The sequence below is a fragment of the Embleya hyalina genome, assembly GCF_003967355.1.
Lineage (GTDB): Bacteria > Actinomycetota > Actinomycetes > Streptomycetales > Streptomycetaceae > Embleya > Embleya hyalina.
On sequence record NZ_BIFH01000054.1, the window covers coordinates 1 to 23,164 of the forward strand.

Below are 23,164 nucleotides of genomic sequence, written 5' to 3' on the forward strand. Positions count from 1 at the left end.
GTGGGTCGGATGGCCCGGAGCGAAGCGGAGGGACAGCCGGCCCCGAGCGAGGGGCCGCTTTTCTGCGGAGGAGCGAAGCGGGGGAGCAGAAAAGTGGTGCCTCGCGAGCCGGCGCGGAGCGCCCAACAAGAAGCAACGCCGCCGACACGATTTCGGTCGGGTGTGTTGCTGCGGTTCCGGTTCGGGTCGGGTGTGTTGCTGCGGTTCCGGTTCGGGTCGGGTGTGTTGCTGCGGTTCCGGTTCGGGTCGGGTGTGTTGTTGCGGTTCCGGTTCGGGTCGGGTGTGTTGCTGCGGTTCCGCCCCGGGTCGGCTCTGATCCCGCGAATCCGACCTCCGCTCCACGCCATGCCCGTCGCTGCGCGTGGGTGTCTTCTCGACGTGGCGGGGTTCGGGGTCGACGGGTGCGGGTTGCCCGGGGCGATCGGGCTCGCCGCGTACCCGCCGGCTACCGCCGCTACCGCACGCGTTTGACCAGCAGGGCCAGCAAGGCCCCCAGGAGCGAGATGGCGGCGGCGAAGGCGAACAGGCCCTTGTAGCCGAAGTCCAGGTCGTCGACCAGGAAGGGGGCCAGGAACGGGGCGGCGATCTGGGGGCCGGCGTTGGCTATGTTGATCAGGCCCATGTCCTTGCCGACGTCCTGGGGGCGGGGGAGTACCTGGGTGATCAGGGCCATGTCGACGGCCATGTACATGCCGAAGAACAGGCCGTTGGCGACCTGGAAGGCGATCATGCCGTCCTCGGTGGCCCAGATCATCGGGATCGCCAGGGACAGGGCCGCGCCGGCGCCGGAGGCGATCACGAACGGCTTGACGCGGCCGACGCGGTCCACGATCGGGCCGATCACCACCGCCGCGACGATGGTCACCACCGCGTTGATCACCGTCAGGGTGCCCAGCTTGGAGACGACCTCGCCCTGCGGGATCTTCACGTACATCAGCAGGATGAAGAAGTTGAACTGCAGCACCACCATGTACCCGAGCATCACGCCCAGGCGCGAGAGCAGGGCGATGAAGAAGTCGGCGTGCTCCCGCGGCGAGACCCAGAACCCCTTGACGAAGGCGACGAACGCGAACGGCTCGCGCGCCAGGTCCTTGGTGGAGCGGTCGGGGCTGACGATCACGAAGATCAGCGCGGCGGCCACCAGGATCGCGGCGATCAGGTAGAAGCCCTTGGCCCCGCCGTCGGACGGGTCGGCGAACCGGCCGTCGAAGCCGCCGATCCGCGCGTCGATCCCGATCATGCTCAGGTCGACGCCGGCCAGCAGCAGCGAGGCCACGATCGTGCCCACGGGGATGCCGAGGCCGATCATCGCGGAGAACCGGCCGTACTTGCTCGCCGGCACCCGGTCCGGCATGACCGCGGTCACCGCGGCCTGGTAGCCGTTCATGACGAACTGGATGAGGCCCCAGGTCAGCCCCACCACCGCGATCGAGTTCGCGTTGGCCTGGAAGCACAGCGCGGCGGCGCCGACGAGCGCGCAGAACAGGATGAAGGGCGAGCGCCGGCCGAATCGCGAGCGGGTGATGTCGGAGAGTTTGCCGAACAGCGGATTGCCGACCGTGGCGAACAGCGCGCCCCAGAAGATCGGCCACTTCAGCGCTTCCTGGTCGGGCACGCCCTTGATGTGGATGACCTGGATCGGGAGCAGGTACACCCCCACGCCCAGCCACAGCATGTAGAGCGCGATGTTGGCGACGGGCAACGTCGCGTAGAGCGGAGCGACCTTGTACCCGGTGTTCTCGGGGTCCGCGACGGACACCGGTGCCGGCGACGAGGAGCCGGGCTCCTCTGTGGTGGTCGAACTCATGTGGACCGTCCGATGGAGGGGATTCGAAACCCTCCCTGCACGGAGGTCCCGAATCGTTTGACGTGGTGTTGGGACCGGAGCCTAGGTGACACGAATAAGCAGGGGAATGGGTCCACAACGTGAAATCAGCCCGACTGGATAACGATTTGATCGTTCAAGGCTTGAACGAAGTGCGCTGCGCAGCGAATCGTCACTGCGAGTGATCTTGTAACGACCGACACGTGTCAGTAGCGCATTCGAGCGATTACGGCCAAGGTTGTGCCGGCTAACCAAGCGGTAACGGATCGCGCGTCCCCGTGATCCGGTGGTCATCGGTTGCGCGCGGGCCGGCCCCGCGCGCGGGTGCGGTAGGGGGTGTCGTCGAGATGACGAGCACGAAGTCGGTCACTTGCCGCCCGGGGGGTCGCGGATGAGCGTGCCGGAGGCGGGGGCCAAGCCCCCCACCAGTTCGGACGTCGCCCGACTCGCCGGCGTCTCCAGGTCCACCGTGAGCTACGTGCTCAACTCGCCGCCCGGGGTCCGGGTCAGCGCGCAGACCCGGGAGCGGGTGATGCTCGCCGTGCGCGAACTGGGCTACGCGCCCAGCGCGCCCGCCCGATCACTGCGCTCGGGCAACAGCGACGTGGTGCTCTTCCCGCTGCCGCTGCAACCCATGGGCCAACTCCTCGAGGCGTTCATCGACGAACTCACCGAGGCGCTGAACCGGCACGAGTTGAGCCTGCTCATCCACGCCGACCGCACCTCGCGCGGCGCGGACGCGGCCCGCCAGTGGGCCGCGCTGCGCCCGCTCGCGGTGATGGCGGAATCGAATCGGCTCACCGGAGGCGCGGTCGACGTACTCAAGCGGGCGGGGGTGCGGGCGATCTTCGCGTGGGGGCGCGAGGAGCACCCGGACGTGCCCACCGCGATCTTCGACAACCGCGACACCGGCCGCGTCGCGGTGCGCCACCTCATCGACCGCGGCCACCGCCGGCTGGCCTGCCTGGTCCCGTCCGGGCCGTTGGCCTTCCTCGGCGAGGAGCGCTGGGCGGGCGCCCAGGCCGCCGCCGAGGACGCGGGTGTGTCGCTGCGCCGGGTGGACGTGGGCTACGTGCGCGAGGACGTGCTGGCGATCGTGCGCCAATGGCAGCGCGAGAGCGAGCCGCCCACCGCGGTCTTCGCCGGCAACGACGACTTCGCCCTGATGATCATCTCGGCGCTGCGCGAGTGCGGCTGGTCGGTGCCCGACGACATGGCCGTGGTCGGCGCCGACGACCTGCCGTTCTGCGACCTGGTCTGGCCGCGGCTGACCAGCGTCTCGATGCACACCCGGACGATGGGCTCCGGCGCCTCGGACGCGATCACCACGCTGATCCGGGGTCGCGACTACCGGCCCGGCGGGCGCATGGTCGTGCACCCGCGCGTGGTGGTCCGCGAATCCGGCTGAGGCCGCCGAGCGTACATAAGGTGAAGGGTCCCGGAGCCGATCGGCTCCGGGACCCTTCGGGTTCCCGCAAGGTTTTCCGTCTCGGCGAAGTCACGCTCCGCCGTCACGCCGTCACGCGTTGCTCTGGTGCTCCACGGCCCGACGCGCCTCCGGGTTGAGCACGCCCCACCCGATCAGCTGCTCGGTCAGCACGCTCGGCGACTGGTCGTAGATCACGGCCAGGGTGCGCAGGTCGTCCTGGCGGATCGACAACACCTTGCCGTTGTAGTCGCCGCGCTGGCTCTGGATGGTCGCCGCGTAGCGCTGCAGCGGGCCGGCCTGGTCCGACGGGACCGTCTGCAGCCGCTCCAGGTCGAGCACCAGGCGCGGCGGCGGCTCGGCGGCGCCGTTCGGAGTGCCGCCGGGCAGCAGCTCCTGCACCGGGACGCCGTAGAAGTCGGCGAGCTCGGCGAGGCGCTGCACGGTTACCGCACGGTCGCCGCGTTCGTACGAACCGACGACGACGGCCTTCCAGCGGCCCTGGGACTTCTCCTCGACGCCGTGCAGGGACAGGCCCTGCTGGGTCCGGATCGCGCGGAGCTTCGCCCCGAGCTGCTTGGCGTAGTCGCTGGACATCTCGCTCCCAAAACAGGTGACTGACCGTGAAGGTCCACCGGTGGTTGGCCGAACCGATGGGGTGGCTACCTCCGGGCCGGCTTTCTGTACCTCGAACTCTCCCCGAAGCTGCGAGGTTCGGCACGTCGCGACTGTCGCGTTTGGCCCGGTGGTGACTCATTGTGAGGTTACGCAGAGTAATTTGCGTCCGTCAAGCCGAACGGCCTACAAAGCCGGATTCATGCAGGTGAGAGGCACCTTTACGCGAGCTTCCACGGCATATGCCCCGGCTCGATCCGCCGGTCCGGGCGGCCGAAAGACTGATGATGGTGGCTGATACTGTGAGGGACGTACCCCGGCGTCCTTTAAAGCCCGTCCTGTGAGACGGGGAAGGAGGTCTGTTTTCCATGACAGCACCCCGCAACACCTCTGGCGGCACGTCGGCCGCCCGTCCGAAGGACCTCGACCCGGCCACCGCCCGTGCGGTCCTGGATCCCTCCGACATCAACCGGGCACTGACCCGCATCGCCCACGAGATCGTCGAACGCGCCAAGGGCGCCGACGACGTGGTGCTCCTGGGCATCCCGACCCGCGGCGTGGCCCTGGCCCGCCGGCTCGGCGAACGACTCGCCTCCATCGAGGACGGCGCCAAGGTCCCCGTCGGCGCACTCGACATCACCATGTACCGCGACGACCTGCGCCTGGGCCCGGCCCGCGCGCTGGAGCGCACCGAGATCCCCGCCGAGGGCATCGACGGCAAGCTCGTGGTCCTGGTCGACGACGTGCTCTACTCCGGCCGCACCATCCGCGCCGCGCTCGACGCCCTCAACGACATCGGCCGCCCGCGCGCGGTGCAACTGGCCGTCCTGGTCGACCGCGGCCACCGCGAACTCCCGATCCGCGCCGACTATGTGGGCAAGAACCTGCCCACGTCGCAGCGCGAGACCGTCAAGGTCCACCTCGCCGAGTACGACGGCCGCGACGCGGTCCTGCTCGGCACCCGCGCGGCCGACCCCGCCGCCCACACCGACGCGGAGAAGTAGCCAGTGAAGCGCCACCTGATCTCGGCCGCGGACCTCACCCGCGACGACGCCATCCTGATCCTCGACACGGCCGAAGAACTCGCGCACATCGCCGAGCGGCCGATCAAGAAGCTGCCGACGCTGCGCGGCCGCACCGTGGTCAACCTGTTCTTCGAGGACTCCACCCGCACCCGGATCTCCTTCGAGGCCGCCGCCAAACGGCTGTCCGCCGACGTGATCAACTTCTCCGCCAAGGGCTCCTCGGTCTCCAAGGGCGAATCGCTCAAGGACACCGCGCTGACCCTGCAGGCGATGGGCGCCGACGCGGTGGTCATCCGCCACCACGCCTCCGGCGCGCCGCACCGCCTGGCCGGCTCCGGCTGGCTGCGCGGCTCGGTGGTCAACGCCGGCGACGGCACCCACGAGCACCCCACCCAGGCCCTGCTCGACGCGTTCACCATGCGCCGCAGGCTGGCCGGCGGCCGGGGCGACCTCGAAGGCCGCCGGATCACCCTCGTGGGCGACGTCCTGCACAGCCGCGTGGCCCGCTCCAACGTGCTCCTGCTCGCCACCCTCGGCGCCGAGGTCACCCTCGTCGCGCCGCCCACGCTGCTCCCGATCGGCGTGGAGACCTGGCCCTGCACGGTGTCCTACGACCTGGACGCGCCGCTGCCCAAGTCCGACGCGGTGATGATGCTGCGCGTGCAACGCGAGCGGATGAACGCCGCGTTCTTCCCCACCGAGCGCGAATACTCCCGCCGCTACGGCCTGGACCTGCGCCGCATGGCGATGCTCCCCGAGCACGCCATCGTGATGCACCCCGGCCCGATGAACCGCGGCATGGAGATCGCCGCCGACGTCGCCGACTCGACCCGCTCGACCATCGTCGAGCAGGTCACCAACGGCGTCAGCGTGCGCATGGCGGTCCTGTACCTGCTCCTGGGCGGCAACGAACCGGCCCAGAGCACCCCCGGCGGCGTCACCGCGAACACCCCCAGCACCCCCGGCGCGGCGACCGCGTCGAACGGCCGCACCGGCACCGAGGAGATCGCCCAGTGAGCACCTACCTGATCAAGGACGCCAGGATCCTCGGCGGCGACGCGCAGGACGTGCTCATCCGCGACGGCCTGATCGCCGGGATCGGCGCCGGCCTCGCCGCCGAGGACGCCACCGTCGTCGAAGCCGCCGGGCAGATCCTCCTGCCGGGCCTGGTCGACCTGCACACCCACCTGCGCGAGCCCGGTCGCGAGGACGCCGAGACGGTGGCCACCGGCGCGAACGCCGCGGCCCTCGGCGGCTTCACCGCGGTGCACGCGATGGCCAACACCGACCCCGTCGCGGACACCGCCGGCACCGTCGAGCAGGTCTGGCGGCTCGGCCAGGAGAGCGGTCGTTGCGACGTGCACCCGGTCGGCGCGGTCACCGTCGGCCTGGCGGGCAAGCGCCTGGCCGAACTCGGCGCGATGGCCGACTCCGCCGCCCGCGTGCGGGTGTTCTCCGACGACGGCAAGTGCGTCGACGACGCGGTCATCATGCGCCGCGCGCTGGAGTACGTGAAGGCGTTCGACGGCGTGGTCGCCCAGCACGCGCAGGAGCCCCGGCTGACCGAGGGCGCCCAGATGAACGAGGGCACCGTCTCCGGCGAACTGGGCCTGCGCGGCTGGCCCGCCGTCGCCGAGGAGTCGATCATCGCCCGCGACGTGCTGCTCACCGCGCACGTCGGCTCGCGCCTGCACGTGTGCCACGTCTCCACCGCCGGTTCCGTGGAGATCCTGCGCTGGGCCAAGTCCAAGGGCTGGAACGTCACCGCCGAGGTCACCCCCCACCACCTGCTGCTCACCGACGAACTCGTGCGCAGCTACGACCCGGTCTACAAGGTCAACCCGCCGCTGCGCACCGCCGCCGACGTCGCCGCGCTGCGCGAGGCCCTCGCCGACGGCACGATCGACGCGGTCGCCACCGACCACGCCCCGCACCCCGGCGAGGACAAGGACTGCGAGTGGGCGGTCGCCGCGATGGGCATGCTCGGCCTGGAGACGGCGCTGTCGATCGTGCAGGAGACCATGGTCGACACCGGCCTGCTCGACTGGGCGGGCGTGGCCGACCGCATGTCCACCCGCCCCGCCGACATCGGCCGGCTCGACGGACACGGCCGCCCGATCGCCGTCGGCGAGCCCGCCAACCTGGTGCTGGTCGACCCGGGCGCACGGCGTACGGTCGAACCGTCCGAACTCGCCTCGCGCAGCCGTAACACCCCCTACGCCGGTCTGGTCCTGCCCGGCAGGGTGGTCGCCACGTTCCTGCGCGGCGTACCCACGGTGATCGACGGGAAGCTCGCGTGACCTCAGGCAACGCCCACCACGACCTGCTGCTGCTCGCCGCCGACCGCAAGTCGGCGGAGGTGACGGACTGGGGCGGTCGCATCCTCTGGATCGGCATCTGCCTCGTCTTCGTACTCGGCGTCTACCTGCTGATGTGGCGCGCCTGGAAGAAGCGCGGTCAACGCCAGGCCGCGCTGCCCGAGCCGCACACCGCGCCCGAGTCCGGCGCCGCGCCGCTGCTGCCGCCGCTGGTCGGCCGCTACTTCGGCAGCACCACGGCCGGCGACTGGCTGGACCGGGTGGTCGCGCACGGCCTGGGCACCCGCAGCCCGGTCGAGCTGACCCTGCGCGCCGACGGCCTGGTGGTCGAGCGACCCGCCGCGACCGACTTCTTCGTCCCCGCCGCCGCGCTCACCGGTGTACGGCACGAGAAGGGCATCGCCGGGAAGGTGCTGCCCGAGGGCGGCCTGCTGGTGATCACCTGGACGCACGGCGACACCACGCTCGACTCGGGTTTTCGCGGCGACCACCCCGACGACCACGACGTGTGGATCGAGACCATCACCCGGCTGATCGCCGGGGATCCGCCGGCGACCGCCGGCGCGGCTGTAATGAACCACCAGGAAGGATCGGTCACGTGACCGCAATGACCGGACGGGCCACGACGCCTGCGGTGCTCGTCCTCGAGGACGGACGCACATTCCGCGGCAGCGCCTACGGCGCGGTGGGGGAGACGTTCGGCGAGGCGGTGTTCTCCACCGGCATGTCGGGCTACCAGGAGACCCTGACCGACCCCTCGTACCACCGCCAGGTCGTGGTGATGACCGCCCCGCACGTCGGCAACACCGGCGTCAACGACGAGGACCCCGAGTCGTCCCGCATCCAGGTCTCCGGCTACGTCGTCCGCGACCCCGCCCGGGTGCCCTCCAACCACCGCTCGCGCCGCTCGCTCGACGACGAACTGGTGCGCTACGGCGTGGTCGGCATCAGCGGTGTCGACACCCGCGCGCTGACCCGCCACCTGCGCGAGCGCGGCGCGATGCGGGTCGGCATCTTCTCCGGCGACGCCGCGCACGCCGACGAGGCCGCGCTGCTCGAACGGGTGCGCACCAGCCCCGAGATGGCCGGCGCCGACCTCGCCGAACAGGTCAGCACCGACGCCGCCTACGTGGTCCCCGCGATCGGCGCCAAGCGCTTCACCGTCGCCGCGCTCGACCTGGGCATCAAGGGCATGACCCCGCACCGGATGGCCGAGCGCGGCATCGAGGTGCACGTGCTGCCCGCGACCGCCACGCTGGAGGAGGTCAACGCCGTCGCCCCCGACGGGGTGTTCTTCTCCAACGGCCCCGGCGACCCGGCCACCGCGACCCACCAGATCGAGCTGCTGCGCGCCGTGCTGGACCAGGGCACCCCGTTCTTCGGGATCTGCTTCGGCAACCAGCTGTTCGGACGCGCGCTCGGCTTCGGCACCTACAAGCTCAAGTACGGCCACCGCGGCATCAACCAGCCCGTGCAGGACCGCACGACCGGCAAGGTCGAGATCACCGCGCACAACCACGGCTTCGCCGTGGACGCGCCGCTGGACGCCGTCTCGGACACCCCCTACGGGCGCGCCGAGGTCAGCCACGTGTGCCTCAACGACGACGTGGTCGAGGGTCTGCGGCTGCTCGACCGGCCCGCGTTCAGCGTGCAGTACCACCCGGAGGCGGCGGCCGGACCGCACGACTCCGCCTACCTGTTCGACCGTTTCGTCACGCTGATGGAGACCAAGAGTGCCTAAGCGCAACGACCTCAAGTCCGTCCTGGTCGTCGGCTCGGGCCCGATCGTCATCGGCCAGGCCGCCGAGTTCGACTACTCCGGCACCCAGGCGTGCCGCATCCTCAAGGCCGAGGGCCTGCGGGTGATCCTGGTCAACTCCAACCCGGCCACGATCATGACCGACCCGGAGATCGCCGACGCGACCTACGTCGAGCCGATCACCCCCGAGTTCGTCGAGAAGATCATCGCCAAGGAGCGCCCCGACGCGCTGCTGCCCACCCTCGGCGGCCAGACCGCGCTCAACATCGCGGTCTCGCTCAGCGAGAACGGCGTGCTGGAGAAGTACAACGTCGAACTGATCGGCGCCAACCTCGACTCGATCCAAAAGGGCGAGGACCGCGACCTGTTCAAGGGCGTGGTCGAGCGGGTGCGGGAGAAGATCGGACACGGCGAGTCGGCCCGCTCGGTGATCTGCCACTCGATGGAGGACGTACTCGCCGGTGTCGACACCCTCGGCGGCTACCCCGTCGTGGTGCGCCCCTCCTTCACCATGGGCGGCGCCGGCTCCGGCTTCGCGCACGACGAGGACGACCTGCGCCGGATCGCCGGCCAGGGCCTGACCCTGTCGCCCACCACCGAGGTGCTCCTGGAGGAGTCCATCCTCGGCTGGAAGGAGTACGAGCTGGAGCTGATGCGCGACAAGCACGACAACGTCGTGGTCGTCTGCTCCATCGAGAACTTCGACCCGATGGGCGTGCACACCGGCGACTCGATCACCGTGGCGCCCGCGATGACGCTGACCGACCGCGAGTACCAGAACCTGCGCGACATCGGCATCGCGGTCATCCGCGAGGTCGGCGTGGACACCGGCGGCTGCAACATCCAGTTCGCGGTCAACCCGGACGACGGCCGGGTGATCGTGATCGAGATGAACCCGCGCGTCTCCCGCTCCTCGGCGCTGGCCTCCAAGGCGACCGGCTTCCCGATCGCCAAGATCGCCGCCCGCCTCGCCATCGGCTACACGCTCGACGAGATCCCCAACGACATCACCAAGGAGACCCCGGCCAGCTTCGAGCCCACGCTCGACTACGTCGTGGTCAAGGTCCCGCGCTTCGCCTTCGAGAAGTTCCCGGCCGCCGACGACCGCCTGACCACGACCATGAAGTCGGTCGGCGAGGCGATGGCCATCGGCCGCAACTTCACCGAGGCGCTGAACAAGGCGCTGCGCTCGCTGGAGAAGAAGGACTCCCGGTTCGACTTCGTGTCCGAACCGGGCGCCAAGGACGAGCTGCTGATCGCCGCCGAGAAGCCCACCGACGGCCGGATCAACGTGGTCATGGACGCCATCCGGGCCGGCGCCACGCCCGAGGAGCTGTTCGAGGCGACCCGGATCGACCCGTGGTTCCTGGACCAGATGTACCTCATCCACGAGATCGCCGGCGAGGTCCGCGACGAGGCCGAGCTCACCCCCGAGGTGCTGCGCCTGGCCAAGCGGCACGGCCTGTCCGACGGGCAGATCGCGGCGATCCGCGGGATGCGCGAGGAGGTCGTGCGCGAGGTGCGCCAGGCGCTCGGCGTGCGGCCGGTGTACAAGACCGTGGACACCTGCGCCGCCGAGTTCGCCGCACGCACCCCGTACCACTACTCGTCCTACGACGAGGAGACCGAGGTCGCGCCGCGCACGAAGCCCGCCGTGATCATCCTGGGCTCCGGGCCCAACCGCATCGGGCAGGGCATCGAGTTCGACTACTCGTGCGTGCACGCCGCCTTCGCGCTGCACGACGCGGGCTATGAGACCGTGATGGTCAACTGCAACCCGGAGACCGTCTCCACCGACTACGACACCTCCGACCGGCTCTACTTCGAGCCGCTCACCCTGGAGGACGTGCTGGAGATCGTGTACGCCGAGACCCAGGCGGGGCCGGTCGCGGGCGTGCTCGTCCAACTCGGCGGGCAGACCCCGCTGGGCCTGGCGCAAAAGCTCAAGGACGCGGGCGTGCCGATCGTGGGCACCTCGCCCGAGGCGATCCACCTCGCCGAGGAGCGCGGCGCGTTCGGCCGGGTGCTGGCCGAGGCCGGACTGCTCGCGCCCAAGCACGGCACCGCGTTCTCCTTCGGCGAGGCCAGCGCCATCGCCGCCGAGATCGGCTACCCGGTGCTGGTGCGCCCCTCGTACGTGCTCGGCGGGCGCGGCATGGAGATCGTCTACGACGAACCCTCCCTGGCGACCTACCTGGAGCAGAACGCCGGCCTGGTCAGCGAGCACCCGGTCCTGGTCGACCGCTTCCTCGACGACGCCATCGAGATCGACGTGGACGCGCTCTACGACGGCGAGGACCTGTACCTCGGCGGCGTGATGGAGCACATCGAGGAGGCCGGTATCCACTCCGGCGACTCGGCCTGCGCGCTGCCGCCGATCACGCTGGGCGCACACGACATAAAGCGACTGCGCGCGGCCACCCTGGGCATCGCGCGGGGTGTCGGGGTCCGCGGCCTGATCAACATCCAGTTCGCGCTCTCCGGCGACATCCTCTACGTCCTGGAGGCCAACCCGCGCGCCTCGCGGACCGTGCCGTTCGTGTCCAAGGCCACGGCCGTGCCGCTGGCCAAGGCCGCCGCGCGCGTCTCGCTCGGCGCCACGATCGCCGAACTGCGCGCCGAGGGCCTGCTCCCGGCCGAGGGCGACGGGGGTACGCTGCCGATGGACGCGCCGATCGCGGTCAAGGAGGCGGTCCTGCCCTGGAACCGCTTCCGCGACACCAAGGGCCGCGGCGTGGACACCGTGCTCAGCCCCGAGATGCGCTCCACCGGCGAGGTGATGGGCATCGACGCGGTGTTCGGCACCGCCTACGCCAAGTCCCAGGCCGGCGCGTACGGTTCGCTGCCGCTGCGGGGCCGCGCGTTCGTGTCCTTCGCGAACCGCGACAAGCGCTCGATGGTGTTCCCGGTCAAGGCCATGCACGACATGGGCTTCGAGATCCTGGCCACCGAGGGCACCGCCGAGGTGCTGCGCCGCAACGGCGTGCCCGCCACCGTGGTGCGCAAGCACAGCGAGGGCCCGGGCCCGGCCGGCGAGCGGACCATCGTGCAGCTGATCCACGACGGCGACGTCGAGCTGATCGTCAACACCCCGTTCGGTACGGGCGGTCGACTCGACGGCTACGAGATCCGCACCGCCGCGGTCACCCGGGGCATCCCCAGCATCACCACGGTGCAGGGCTTCGCCGCGGCGGTCCAGGGCATCCAGTCGCTGATCGCGGGCGACATCGGGGTCCGCTCGCTCCAGGAGCACGCCGACCACATCACGTCCCACCGAAAGGGCTGACGACACCGATGGCACTTCCCCTGCAGGTGCAGGCGGAGATCGTCGGCCGCGAACCCGCGGGCGCGTACCACCGCCTGGTGCTGCGCGCCCCCGGGATCGCCGCCCGCGTCGAACCCGGTCACTTCGTCGCCGTGGCGATCGGCGGCGTGGACTCGGCGATGTTGCTGCGCCGCGCGTTCTCCATCCACCGCGCCGACCCGGCCGCCGAGACCATCGAGGTGGTCTTCGCCGAGGCCGGGCGCGGCACCCGCGAATTGGCCCGCCTGCGGGTGGGCGACAGCGTGAATGTGGTCGCGCCGCTGGGCACGCCGTTCCCGCTGCCGGCCGAGCCGGTCAGCGCGGTGATGGTGGCCGGCGGCTACGGCAGCGCGCCGATGTTCGCGCTCGCCGAGCGGATCGTCGCCGACGGCGGCTCGGTCGCCTTCGTGCTCGGCGCGGCGACCGCGCAGCGGCTGTACGGCGTGGACCAGGCGCAGGCGATCACCGAGGACGTGGTGGTCACCACCGACGACGGCTCGGAGGGTGTGCGCGGCTTCGTCACCGGGCCGCTGCCCGAGGTGCTGACCGCCGTGGAGGCCGACGTCGTCTACGCGTGCGGGCCGATGGGCATGCTGCGCGCGGTCACCGAGGTGGCGAGCGCGCACGACGCCCGCGTGTTCACCGCGGTCGAGGAATCGATGGCGTGCGGCGTCGGGGTATGCATGACGTGCGTGCTCCCGGTGGTCGGCGACGACGGCGTCAGCCGGTTCGTCCGCTCGTGTGTGGACGGCCCGTGCTTCGACGGCACCAAGGTGCGCTGGGACGACGCCGGCACGATTCCGGCGGACATCGAGGGCGCAGCGGCGATGGGAGCGCACTGATGACCGACGGCTACGGCGGTTTCGCCGACAATTTCGCCGACAACGAGGACGCGGGCGACTTCGACGACGCGCCGCCGTCCACGATCATGCTGCCGGGCGGCGGGATCGACCTGGCCACCCGGATCGGCTCCACGCTGCTGCCGAACCCGGTGACCACGGCCTCGGGCTGCGCCGGGTACGGCAAGGAGTTGGCCAAGTTCTTCGAGCCGGCCGCGATCGGCGCGGTGGTCACCAAGACGATCATGCCGTACCCGCGTTCGGGTCGGGCCACCCCGCGGATGGCCGAGACGCCGTCCGGGATGCTCAACTCGATCGGCCTCCAGGGCCCCGGGATCGACGCCTTCGTCGAGCGCGACCTGCCCTGGCTGGCGGCGCGCGGCGGGCGCACGATCGTGTCCATCGCGGGCGGGCACGTGGACGACTTCGTGGCGCTGGCCGAGCGGCTCAAGGGCGCGCCCGGCGTGGTCGGCATCGAGGCCAACATCTCGTGCCCGAACGTGGCCAACCGCGGCCAGGTGTTCGCCTGCAACCCGGCCACGTCCTACGACGTGATCCGGGCGGTCCGCGACGTGGCGGACCCGCAGGTGCCGGTGCTCGCCAAGCTCTCGCCGGACGTGACGTCGATCGTGGACATCGCCCGGGCGTGTGTCGAGGCGGGCGCCGACGGTCTGTCGATGATCAACACGCTCCTGGGCATGGCGATCGACCCGGACACGATGAAGCCGGTGCTCGCGGGCATCACCGGCGGGCTCTCCGGCCCGGCGGTGCGGCCGGTCGCGGTGCGCTGCGTCTACCAGGTGCACGCGGCGATGCTGGACGGGCAGATGGCGCAGGTGCCGATCGTCGGCATGGGCGGCATCCGGACCGGCCTGGACGCGCTGGAGTTCGTCCTGGCCGGCGCGGCGGCCGTGTCGGTGGGCACGGTGATCTTCAACGATCCGTCCTCGCCGGTGCGGATCCTGGACGAATTGCGGGCGGCGCTGATCGCCCGCGGTTTCGGATCGCTGGAGGCGGCGATCGGGTACGCGCACCGCTGAGCGCGCGACGTGGGTGAGGGCGATGCCGGTACGGACGGGGTTCGTGCCGGCATCGCCGTGTCCGGGCCCGTGGGCGGACGAATTTTCGATGTCGAGGAGAGTGGGATTCCGATGAGCAACCTCGCACCCGTGGCGGTGGCCCTGGACGCCCCGGACCTGGACCGCGCGCTCGCGTGGGCCAAGGCCGCGGGCCCGTACGTGAGCACGGTCAAGGTCGGCCTGGAGGTCTTCCTGCGGGACGGCGCGGACGCGGTCTCGGGCGCCCGGGAGGCCAGCGGCGGCCGGGACGTGTTCCTGGACCTGAAGCTGCACGACATCCCGAACACGGTGGCGGGCGCGGTGCGTTCGGTGGCCCGGTTGGCGCCGACCTACCTGACGGTGCACGCGAGCGGCGGGACGGCGATGATCCGGGCCGCGGCGGACGCGGCGCCCGAGGTGAACATCGTCGCGGTGACGGTGCTGACCTCGATGGCCGAGGCCGACCTGGCCGCGGTCGGGCTGGCCGGTCCCTCGATCGAGGCGGCCCGGCGGCTGGCGGGACTGGCGGTCGCGGCGGGCGCCCGGGCGATCGTGTGCTCGCCCCGCGAGGTGGCGGCGGTGCGGGCCGAGGTGGGGCCCGGCATCGTGCTGATCACTCCGGGCGTACGGCCGGCCGGGGCGGCGCTCGGCGACCAGAGTCGGGTGGCCACGCCGGAGCGGGCGTTGGCGGACGGTGCGGACCTGCTGGTGATCGGGCGGCCGATCACCGGCGCGGCGGACGTCGCCGAGGCGGCGCGCACGATCGCGGCGGGGCTGGCCGCACGATAGCGGGTGGCGGGGGCGGCGGAGACCGACCCCGTTCGTCCCGCTTGTCGCGCTCGCCGCCCACTACCGGCGCCCGGTGGACGTGGCGCGAACGTGGGATGGCTCGCGGATGCCACTGGGGCGGCCGTGTGGAGCCGGACCGGCCCTCCGGGCTCCGGGGGGCCGAGTGCGGTCGCCGGGCGCCCCGAGGGCCGTCCCGGGCGGCTGTGGCGGCCGATCGTGCCGGCGTCGACGCGGAGCACCCCCACATCGACGCCCACCGGTTCGCGCCGACCGGCTCCCGCCCTCCACACCGACCGTGCCGACGACTCCCTCCGCGTCGATCGTGTCGACGGGCTCCTTCCGTGCCGGCCGTGCCGCCCGGTTCGGTCCCGCGTGGGCCGGGTTGGTGCGCGCCCTCCGTGCCGGCCGTGCCGCCCGCTCGGTTCGCGCAGGCCGGGTCGGTCCGCCTCGTTCGTGCGGGCCGGGTCGGTTCGCTTCCTCCGTGCCGAGCGGTCGGACGGCACCGTCGCGCAAGAGCGTTGGGAGGGAGTACGGAGGCGCGGATGTGCCCCCCGACCGCCCCGAATTCGTCCGACGCTCCGTCAGGTTCGGGTTTTGGTGCAGGTAGCCGGGCTTTTCCCATCGATTCGGGCGACGCAGACCGATTCGCCGACTAGGCTCCCTCGTGAGCCGGCCCGGTGGAGTGTCGCGCGTTGCCGCGGACGCTCTGACCAGCTAGGTTCCACTGTTTGTTGGTGGCCGTCCGAGCCGGGCGGCCTTGAGGATCGCAACGAAGTCCGAGGTGACACGGCGTGGCTCTCCCACCCCTGACCCCCGAAGAACGCGCGGATGCGCTCGCCAAAGCCGCTGCGGCTCGGCGGGAGCGCGCCGAGGTGAAGAACCGGCTCAAGAACTCCGGTGCTTCGCTCAGCGACGTCATCAAGGAGGGCAAGGACAATCCGGTCGTGGGCAAGATGAAGGTCTCCGCCCTCCTGGAATCCCTCCCCGGCGTCGGCAAGGTGCGCGCCAAGCAGCTCATGGAGAAGCTGAACATTTCCGAGACCCGGCGCGTCCGCGGTCTCGGCACGAACCAGATCGCAGCACTCGAACGGGAATTCGGTGGCTCCGCGTCCTGACGCGGGCGCCGGCAACGATCCCCGTACCGTGCACGGCACCCGTCGACTCATCGTGCTCTCCGGCCCCTCCGGGGTCGGCAAGAGCACGGTGGTCGCCGACCTGCGCCGCCGTCACCCCGAGGTTTGGCTGTCTGTGTCCGCGACCACACGTAGACCCCGTCCCGGGGAAACCGACGGTGTGGAGTACCACTTCACCGACGGCGATCAGTTCGACAAACTGGTCGCCTCGGATGAATTGCTCGAATGGGCCGAATTCGCCGGGAACCGTTATGGAACCCCGCGACAGCCCGTGCTCGAACGGCTTGACGCCGATGTTCCGACCCTGCTGGAAATCGACCTGCAGGGCGCCCGGCAGGTGCGGCAGGCGATGCCCGAGGCACGCCTGGTGTTCCTCGCCCCGCCCTCGTGGGACGAACTGGTCCGCCGTCTGGTGGGCCGGGGGACCGAATCCCCCGAGGTCATCGAGCGGCGCCTGGCCGCCGCGAAGGTCGAGCTGGCCGCGGAATCCGAATTCGACATGACACTGGTCAACACGTCCGTCGAAGACGTCGTACGCGAACTGCTAGCCTTGATGAACGTATCTTGATCGTTCGGGCTGCCCGGCAGTAGTCGCCAGACGGCACCAGGCAGCCCGACTTTCACCCACAGCTTTCACAGCTTTTCGAAGGGCCCCTGCCTTGTCAGCTTCTTCCACCGCACCCGAGGGCATCATCAACCCGCCCATCGACGAGCTTCTGGAGGCGACCGACTCCAAGTACAGCCTCGTCATCTACGCGGCGAAGCGTGCTCGGCAGATCAACGCCTACTACTCGCAGCTCGGCGAGGGCCTGCTGGAATACGTGGGTCCGCTCGTCGACACGCACGTGCACGAGAAGCCGCTGTCGATCGCGCTTCGCGAGATCAACTCGGGCATGCTGACCGCCGAGCCCATCGAGGGCTGAGCGCGTCACGCGACGCATCGCCGAGGGCTCGACGGGAAACCGTCGGGCCCTCGGTGCGTTCGGACACATGCGCGGGTGGTTGGGGCCCGACACGCGCGACGCCCGATCCGGCGGCCGGCGACGTGCGCCGGCGCGGTATCGACCGATTCGGAGGGTGGGGGACGAGGGTGGACCCGATCGAGAGCGGCGCGTCGACGCCGAAACCGAGTCCGCGGCGGTTGGCGGTGGACACCCTCCTGGACGCACCTCTGGCCCGCGCCGGCGATCGGGCCCGGGAGTTGCGCGAGGCCGGCTTCGACGGGGTCTTCACCTTCGAGGGCCCCAACGACGTCTTCCTGCCCCTGGTGCCCGCCGCCGCGGCGGGCGTGGACATCATGACCAACATCGCGGTGGCCTTCCCGCGCAGCCCGACCCACCTCGCGCACACCGCGTACGACCTGCACCTGGCCTCGCACGGCCGCTTCCGGCTCGGCCTGGGCACCCAGATCAAGGCGCACATCGAACGCCGCTACGGCGCCAAGTGGTCTCGCCCGGCGGCCCGGATGGCCGAGACGCTGCGCGCGGTGCGGGCGGTGCTCACCTGCTGGCAGCGGGAGACGCCGTTGGACTTCCACGGCGAGTTCTTCGACCTGACCCTGATGCCGCCGACGCTGCGCCCCGGGCCGAACCCGTACGGACTGCCGCCGCTGCTCGCGGGCGGGGTGGGTCGGCGCATGGTCACCACGGTCGCCGAGCACGCCGACGGGCTGCTCGTGCACCCGCTCAACACCGACCTGTTCGTGCGCGGCCCGCTCACGGACGCGGTGCACGACGGCCTGGTGCTGTCGCAGCGCACCCGCGAGCGGTTCTCGGTGATGCTCGACGTGATCGTCGCCGCCGGGCGCACCGAGGAGGAGATGCGCGCCGCGATCAAGGGCGCGCGGGCGATGGTCGCGTTCTACGCCTCCACGCCCGCCTATCGGCCGGTGCTCGACGTCGAGGGATACGGGGCGCTCCAGGTCGAACTGCACGCGCTGATCCGGGCCGGCCGCTGGTCGGACATCCCGCACGCGATCGACGACACGCTGCTGAGCCGGGTGGTGGCGATCGGCGAACCCAAGGACGTCGCGGCCGAACTGGCCTCGCGCGCCCACGGGGTCGCCGATCGACTGGGCTTCTATCTGCCCTACCGGGCGGACCCGGCGTGTGTGGCGGAGGTCCTGGACGAACTGCGGGCCCGGACCTGAGCCGCGCCGGAGCCGGTCCTACCGCAGCCGACCCACCGCGCGGCGCAGCCGCTTGAGGTCACGGACCCGGCGCTCGTAGCCCGCGCCGACCACGATCAGCACCAACCCCGCCGTGCCGAGGATCGCCCAGCGCGGCACCGCGTCGTACACCGGCGCCAGCCGCGGCACCAGGTGCACCGGGCCGATGATCGCGAGCACCGCCGCGCCCAGGGACAGCGGCGCCCGGAGCCGGAATCGGGCGCCGACCAGGAGTGTGCCGATCGCGGCGATCCCGAGCAGGCTCGGCCGGAGCGGCTCGCCCCGGCCCACCGCGAGCGGCAACGACGGCAGCAGCAACACCACCAGCGGAGCACCGTAGGCCGCCCACGACCCGGTGTCCGGGTTCGCCCGCCGCCGGCGCGACCCCTCGACCAGCAGGGCGAGGCCGAGCGGCACGGTGTACGCCTCCGGGTGGGGCACGTCGAACAGGGCGAGCCGGACCCAGTAGGCGACGAACAGCAGCGGCACCGCGGCGATTCGGGCCGGCGGGCGCAGCGGCCCGGCCGGGGTGGTCGACGCGGTGAGGCCGGCCCCGGCCAGGACGAGCCAGATCTGCTCGGGGGCCGCGAACAGGGTCGCGGCGCCGGCGGCGCACCCGGCCGCGGCGGCGGCGATCGGGACGGCCGGGCCGAGGCGGGGCAGGCGGGCGCCGGCGAGGTACAGGAGCATCGCCGTGCCGGCCGCGGCCAGGACGGTCGCGGTGTTCGACGCGTTGAGCCGGTACAGCGTGGCCGGCACCGTCGCGGTGAAGAGTACGACGGCGGCGGGCGGCCAGGCGCGCCGCAGCGCCGGGTGGCCGAACCGCGCGCCGCACAGGGTCGCCGCCGTCGCGACGGCCAACGCGACGGGCGAGGTCGGCGCGCCCGTCGGGAGCGCGACGAGCAGGGTCGTGCCCGCCGCGGCCTCGACGGCGAGGACGATCGGGGACGGGCAGGCGAGGGGGCCGGCGAGCACGGCGGCGAGCGGGAACAGCAGGGCGGCGGCGAGCACGGCGGCGAGTGCGACGACGGTTCGCTCCGCGCCGAAGGCGGCCGCGCCGGCCGCGCTCGCGCCGACCCAGCACAGCGCGGCGACCGCGGCCCACGCGGGCCGCGCCGGCGGCCGGTCGCGGAGCGCGCCCACCAGGCACGCCGCCAGGCCCGCCGCGAGCGTGCCGGCCAACGGGCCCGGGGCGCGGGCCGCGACCAGGCCGCCGACGGCCCAGCCGACGCCGCCGACCAGGGTCAGCGCCCGGGTGGTCCGCGCGGTGGGCCGCAGCGCCACCGCGATCAGCGTGACCAGGGCGCCGAGCAGTGCGGGGGCGAGCGCGATCAGCGTGGTCCGGGCGCCCGCGTGCTGGGTCGCCATCGCCACGTCGGACAGGGCGAGGGCGAGCGCGGATCCGGCCGCGAGCGGACGGACGAGCGGGCGCGGGGGGACACGCGGGACGAGGGCGGGGCCGGGGTCGGGGGAGGTCCGGGCGCCGGCGGGCGCGACATATGGATCTGCCTGTGGTCGTTTGTCGAAGTCGACCCCTGCTTGGGATGGTTCATCCGAGTTGTTCGCGTTGCTCGTCGGCGTGGAATCCGCCGGCGCCGGTGCCGCGTTCGGCCCGGTCGCGAGGCGTCCCGGTGACAGGACGGCGACCAGCGTGAGGCCGGCGGCGCCCACGGCCCAGACCACGATCGACGTCTGCCAGTACGCGGTCGCCCACACGAGGGCGAGCACGCCGTGGCCCAGGGCGAGGAGCGGCGACCACGGCAGCACACGCCCCGAGCAGGCCCACCCGATCGCGGCCGCCGTGTGCCAGCCGAGTGCCGCCCACAGCGGCAGGTCCAGCGCCGGCGGCACGACGGCGAGCAGCGCCCCGACCGCGATCGCGCCGATCACGCGGGTCGCGGTCGGACCGGGCCGGCCACGCAGGAGGGTCGACGCGGTGAAGGCGGTCGACGCCGCCAGGGGCAGCAGCGCGAGCGGGGCCGCGCCGAAGTTCCAGCCGGCCGCGCCGGACAGGAGCGCGTCCCGGGCGTGCGCGTCGACCGGGTACAGGGTCCAGGGCCGGCCGAGCCAGGACAGCGGGCCGAACAGGGCCACCAGCGGCGCCGCGATCACCCAGAACGCCGGCACCACGGTGAGCGGCACGAGCACCGCGAGCGGCCCGGCCCGAAACTCGCGCGGCACCGCGAACAGCGGCGCCATCGCGACCAGGACCACCGCGAGCAGCACCACGCCCACCCACGCGACCGGGGTGTCCGACCCGCCCGACTCGTCCCGCCCCGGCAGCGACGCGAGCAGCAGCACGGCCGCCGCCAATGCGCCCGCCATCGCGCTCCCCGACGCCAGGTGCCGCACCACGGGCGCCTCGCGCAGCACGTACGCGATCCCGCCAGCGAGCGCGGCCAGTGCCAGCATGGTGCCCGCCGGCGCCCCGCCGGGACCCTCGGCCAGGGTCAGCCCGACCGCGGCCAGCCAGTAGCACAGCACCCCGACCTCCGCCACGATCCGCAACCCGCGCGCGGCGTCGGAGAAGGTCCGGCGCAGCAGCGCGACATCGACCGCGGCCTGCGCCCCGAGCCCGAGCGCCAGGGGCAGCAGCGACCCGCGTCCCACCCCGAACCAGGCGATCACCAGCGGCAGCGGCCCCTGCAACAGCAGCGCGGCGGAGATCCGCAACGCCCGCAGCGGCGCGACCAGCGAGCCGAGCGCCGCCGCGCCGCCGACCGCGAGCAGGGTGCCGGCCGAGACGAGCAGCGCGTCCCCGCCGCGCAGACCCGCGAGGTCGGCGGTCCACGCCGCGTACCCGTCGAGCAGTCCCATCGCCACCGTCAGCGCGGCCATCGCCTCGGCGGTGGCGGGCAGTTCGCGCTGTTCGGCGAGCCCGGTGCCGGCGGCGGCCAGGACCAGTGCCAGCGCCATCACCAGCGCGCGGCCCGCCGTCCCGGTGTGGTTCCAGGTGACCGCCACGAACACCAGCGCGGCCAGCACCACGAGCAGCACACCGGAGCCCAGCACGATCCGGGCGACCCGACGACGCCCGACCTCGGCACTCTCCCGGACCCGGCCGAAGGGCGTGGGCGCGGGTGCCGGGGCGGCGGCGGGCGACGCGGGCGCCGGGGCGGGCGTCGGAGTGCGCGGGGCCGGGAGCGCCGGGGTCGGCGCGAAGGCCGTCGGCGCGCCCGCCGGTGTCGACCTCGACGGCGCCGACGTGTCCGCCGGCCGTCGTGCCTCCGCGCGCATCCGGGTCAGCAGGCCCTCGCGTTGGCGCAGGAGTCGTGCGGCCGACACGCTGATCCGCCACAGGTGGTCGGCGGCCGGTCCGGTGAGCAGGATCGCGCACTGCCGGCAGCGCTCGGTGCGCGGCTCGTCCAGGTGCGACGCGCAGCCGGGACACCGTGTCGGGTCGTCCAGGACCTGTTCGTTCAGCATCGACGTCGTCTCCCCCGATGGGTTCGTGGCCACCGATGCTGACAGCGGATTCCCGGCGGGACATCCGCACTCGTACTCAGATCCCGCCCGGCGTTTCGGCCGCAACACCGGCCCGCGCGAGGCGAGATCGGGCCGTCCCGGGCCGTGACGTAGGCTCGCGGTGCCGGTCGCACCCGGGCCGGCCGCGTCGGAGGAGCAGGAGCAGCGATGAGTAGCGGACCCCGACCCCGCGTCGTCCTCGGCGTCGCCGGCGGCATCGCCGCCTACAAGGCGTGCGAGCTCCTGCGCCGGTTGACCGAGTCGGGCCACGAGGTCCGGGTCGTGCCGACCGAGTCCGCGCTGCACTTCGTCGGCGCGGCCACCTGGTCGGCGCTGTCCGGGCAGCCGGTGGCCACCGGGGTCTGGGACGCGGTGCACGAGGTCCCGCACGTACGGATCGGCCAGAGCGCCGACGTCGTCGTGGTCGCGCCCGCCACCGCCGACCTGCTCGCCAAGGCCGCCCACGGGCTGGCCGACGACCTGCTCACCAACACGCTGCTCACCGCGCGATGTCCGGTGGTGTTCGCGCCCGCGATGCACACCGAGATGTGGGAGCACCCGGCCACCGTCGACAACGTCGCGACGCTGCGCCGGCGCGGGGCGATCGTGATCGAGCCCGCGGTGGGCCGGTTGACCGGCAGGGACACCGGCAAGGGCCGGCTGCCCGACCCGGAACAGATCTTCCAGGTGGTCCGGCGCGCCCTGGCCCGCGGCGTCACCGCGCCCGACCTGGTCGGGCGGCACGTGGTGGTCAGCGCCGGCGGCACCCGCGAACCGCTGGACCCGGTCCGCTTCCTCGGCAACCGCTCCTCCGGCAAGCAGGGGTACGCGCTGGCCCGCACCGCGATCGCCCGCGGCGCGCGGGTCACCCTGATCGAGGCCAACACCGGCCTGCCGGACCCGGCGGGCGCCGACGTGGTGCACGTGGGCACCGCCGTGGATCTGCGCGAGGCCGTGGTCAAGGCGGCCGAGGACGCCGACTGCGTGGTGATGGCCGCGGCCGTCGCCGACTTCCGCCCGGCGAACCGTGTGGGCGGCAAGATCAAGAAGACCGACGCGGAGCCGGAGCCGATCGCGCTGGTGAAGAATCCAGACATCCTCGCCGAGATCTCCCGGGACCGGGCCCGGTCCGGCCAGGTGGTGGTCGGCTTCGCCGCGGAGACCGACGACGTACTCGCCAACGGGCGCGCCAAGCTCGCGCGCAAGGGTTGCGATCTGCTCGTGGTCAACCGGGTGGGCGAGGAGTTGACCTTCGGTACGGATGTCAACGAGGCGGTCGTCCTGGCCGCGGACGGTACGGAGACACCCGTTCCGCACGGCCCGAAGGAGGACTTGGCGGACGTCGTCTGGGATCTCGTGGTGTCCCGTTTCAGCTGATTCGTCGGTTGATCCCTACGCTTGATGGCTGCAATTTGACACAAAGTGAGCAACGCCACGCCCA

Annotated in this window: 18 protein-coding genes; 15 read left to right on the forward strand and 3 right to left on the reverse strand. The window is 72.3% G+C overall.

All coding sequences use genetic code 11. The features are described 5' to 3' along the window. Positions 1–454 precede the first annotated feature (454 nt). Complete coding sequence (locus EMA17_RS47395) at positions 455–1,807, reverse strand: MFS transporter (protein WP_126643437.1); 1,353 nt, start codon at positions 1,805–1,807, stop codon at positions 455–457. Positions 1,808–2,216: 409 nt separating this feature from the next. Between EMA17_RS47395 and EMA17_RS47400 the strand changes: the two genes are divergently transcribed. Next, entirely contained in the window at positions 2,217–3,233 is a 1,017-nt protein-coding gene (locus EMA17_RS47400; RefSeq protein WP_126643438.1) for a LacI family DNA-binding transcriptional regulator, read from the forward strand. Between the two features lie 111 nt (positions 3,234–3,344). On the opposite strand, the gene bldD is transcribed toward EMA17_RS47400, so the two are convergent. Further along, positions 3,345–3,848 carry a transcriptional regulator BldD gene (gene bldD, locus EMA17_RS47405; protein ID WP_126643439.1) on the reverse strand — a complete coding sequence of 168 codons (504 nt, stop codon included), beginning with the start codon at positions 3,846–3,848 and terminating at the stop codon, positions 3,345–3,347. Positions 3,849–4,234: 386 nt separating this feature from the next. Between bldD and pyrR the strand changes: the two genes are divergently transcribed. The 13 genes from pyrR (at position 4,235) to EMA17_RS47470 (ending at position 18,240) form a co-directional block, all read left to right on the forward strand. Further along, entirely contained in the window at positions 4,235–4,870 is a 636-nt protein-coding gene (gene pyrR, locus EMA17_RS47410; RefSeq protein ID WP_126643440.1) for a bifunctional pyr operon transcriptional regulator/uracil phosphoribosyltransferase PyrR, read from the forward strand. A 3-nt stretch (positions 4,871–4,873) separates the two neighbouring features. After that, positions 4,874–5,908: an aspartate carbamoyltransferase catalytic subunit gene (locus EMA17_RS47415; RefSeq protein ID WP_126643441.1), complete on the forward strand. Its 1,035-nt coding sequence runs from the start codon at positions 4,874–4,876 to the stop codon at positions 5,906–5,908. Next, positions 5,905–7,191, forward strand: a complete 1,287-nt coding sequence (locus EMA17_RS47420) for a dihydroorotase (protein ID WP_126643442.1) — start codon at positions 5,905–5,907, stop codon at positions 7,189–7,191. Before EMA17_RS47415 ends, EMA17_RS47420 begins: the two co-directional genes overlap by 4 nt. Further along, on the forward strand, positions 7,188–7,811 hold the full coding sequence (locus EMA17_RS47425) for a PH-like domain-containing protein (protein ID WP_126643443.1): 624 nt from the start codon (positions 7,188–7,190) through the stop codon (positions 7,809–7,811). The genes EMA17_RS47420 and EMA17_RS47425 overlap by 4 nt, the downstream gene beginning before the upstream one ends. Positions 7,812–7,816: 5 nt before the next feature. Continuing rightward, a complete protein-coding gene (gene carA, locus EMA17_RS47430) occupies positions 7,817–8,950 on the forward strand; it encodes a glutamine-hydrolyzing carbamoyl-phosphate synthase small subunit (protein ID WP_126643506.1) in 1,134 nt (377 codons plus the stop codon). Beyond that, entirely contained in the window at positions 8,943–12,254 is a 3,312-nt protein-coding gene (carB, locus tag EMA17_RS47435; protein ID WP_126643444.1) for a carbamoyl-phosphate synthase large subunit, read from the forward strand. The genes carA and carB overlap by 8 nt, the downstream gene beginning before the upstream one ends. 8 nt (positions 12,255–12,262) lie before the next feature. Then, positions 12,263–13,114 carry a dihydroorotate dehydrogenase electron transfer subunit gene (locus EMA17_RS47440; protein ID WP_126643445.1) on the forward strand — a complete coding sequence of 284 codons (852 nt, stop codon included), beginning with the start codon at positions 12,263–12,265 and terminating at the stop codon, positions 13,112–13,114. Further along, positions 13,114–14,151, forward strand: coding sequence for a dihydroorotate dehydrogenase (locus EMA17_RS47445; protein WP_174861538.1), 1,038 nt, complete (start codon positions 13,114–13,116; stop codon positions 14,149–14,151). The genes EMA17_RS47440 and EMA17_RS47445 overlap by 1 nt, the downstream gene beginning before the upstream one ends. A 111-nt stretch (positions 14,152–14,262) precedes the next feature. After that, positions 14,263–14,958, forward strand: coding sequence for an orotidine-5'-phosphate decarboxylase (pyrF, locus tag EMA17_RS47450; RefSeq protein WP_126643446.1), 696 nt, complete (start codon positions 14,263–14,265; stop codon positions 14,956–14,958). Positions 14,959–15,749: 791 nt separating this feature from the next. Beyond that, positions 15,750–16,073 (forward strand): integration host factor, actinobacterial type, encoded by a 324-nt coding sequence (mihF, locus tag EMA17_RS47455; RefSeq protein ID WP_026218483.1) that lies wholly within the window; start codon positions 15,750–15,752, stop codon positions 16,071–16,073. A gap of 28 nt (positions 16,074–16,101) precedes the next feature. Then, positions 16,102–16,659, forward strand: a complete 558-nt coding sequence (gene gmk, locus EMA17_RS47460) for a guanylate kinase (RefSeq protein WP_078979083.1) — start codon at positions 16,102–16,104, stop codon at positions 16,657–16,659. A gap of 91 nt (positions 16,660–16,750) precedes the next feature. Continuing rightward, positions 16,751–17,014, forward strand: coding sequence for a DNA-directed RNA polymerase subunit omega (gene rpoZ / locus EMA17_RS47465; protein ID WP_020551792.1), 264 nt, complete (start codon positions 16,751–16,753; stop codon positions 17,012–17,014). Between the two features lie 167 nt (positions 17,015–17,181). Continuing rightward, on the forward strand, positions 17,182–18,240 hold the full coding sequence (locus EMA17_RS47470) for a TIGR03617 family F420-dependent LLM class oxidoreductase (RefSeq protein WP_126643447.1): 1,059 nt from the start codon (positions 17,182–17,184) through the stop codon (positions 18,238–18,240). Positions 18,241–18,258: 18 nt separating this feature from the next. Here the strand turns inward: EMA17_RS47470 and EMA17_RS47475 are convergent, their stop codons facing one another. Next, positions 18,259–21,684: an SCO7613 C-terminal domain-containing membrane protein gene (locus tag EMA17_RS47475; RefSeq protein ID WP_126643448.1), complete on the reverse strand. Its 3,426-nt coding sequence runs from the start codon at positions 21,682–21,684 to the stop codon at positions 18,259–18,261. Between the two features lie 207 nt (positions 21,685–21,891). Here EMA17_RS47475 and coaBC point away from each other — a divergent pair, with 207 nt between their 5' ends. Continuing rightward, positions 21,892–23,100, forward strand: coding sequence for a bifunctional phosphopantothenoylcysteine decarboxylase/phosphopantothenate--cysteine ligase CoaBC (gene coaBC, locus EMA17_RS47480; RefSeq protein WP_126643449.1), 1,209 nt, complete (start codon positions 21,892–21,894; stop codon positions 23,098–23,100). The last annotated feature ends 64 nt before the right edge of the window (positions 23,101–23,164 follow it).

Coding starts and splice junctions, on each gene's coding strand:
- EMA17_RS47395 (WP_126643437.1), bottom strand. CDS start 1,807: ATGAGTTCGACCACCACAGAGGAGCCCGGCTCCTCGTCGCCGGCACCG.
- EMA17_RS47400 (WP_126643438.1), top strand. CDS start 2,217: ATGAGCGTGCCGGAGGCGGGGGCCAAGCCCCCCACCAGTTCGGACGTC.
- bldD (WP_126643439.1), bottom strand. CDS start 3,848: ATGTCCAGCGACTACGCCAAGCAGCTCGGGGCGAAGCTCCGCGCGATC.
- pyrR (WP_126643440.1), top strand. CDS start 4,235: ATGACAGCACCCCGCAACACCTCTGGCGGCACGTCGGCCGCCCGTCCG.
- carA (WP_126643506.1), top strand. CDS start 7,817: ATGACCGGACGGGCCACGACGCCTGCGGTGCTCGTCCTCGAGGACGGA.
- EMA17_RS47440 (WP_126643445.1), top strand. CDS start 12,263: ATGGCACTTCCCCTGCAGGTGCAGGCGGAGATCGTCGGCCGCGAACCC.
- EMA17_RS47445 (WP_174861538.1), top strand. CDS start 13,114: ATGACCGACGGCTACGGCGGTTTCGCCGACAATTTCGCCGACAACGAG.
- pyrF (WP_126643446.1), top strand. CDS start 14,263: ATGAGCAACCTCGCACCCGTGGCGGTGGCCCTGGACGCCCCGGACCTG.
- EMA17_RS47475 (WP_126643448.1), bottom strand. CDS start 21,684: ATGCTGAACGAACAGGTCCTGGACGACCCGACACGGTGTCCCGGCTGC.
- coaBC (WP_126643449.1), top strand. CDS start 21,892: ATGAGTAGCGGACCCCGACCCCGCGTCGTCCTCGGCGTCGCCGGCGGC.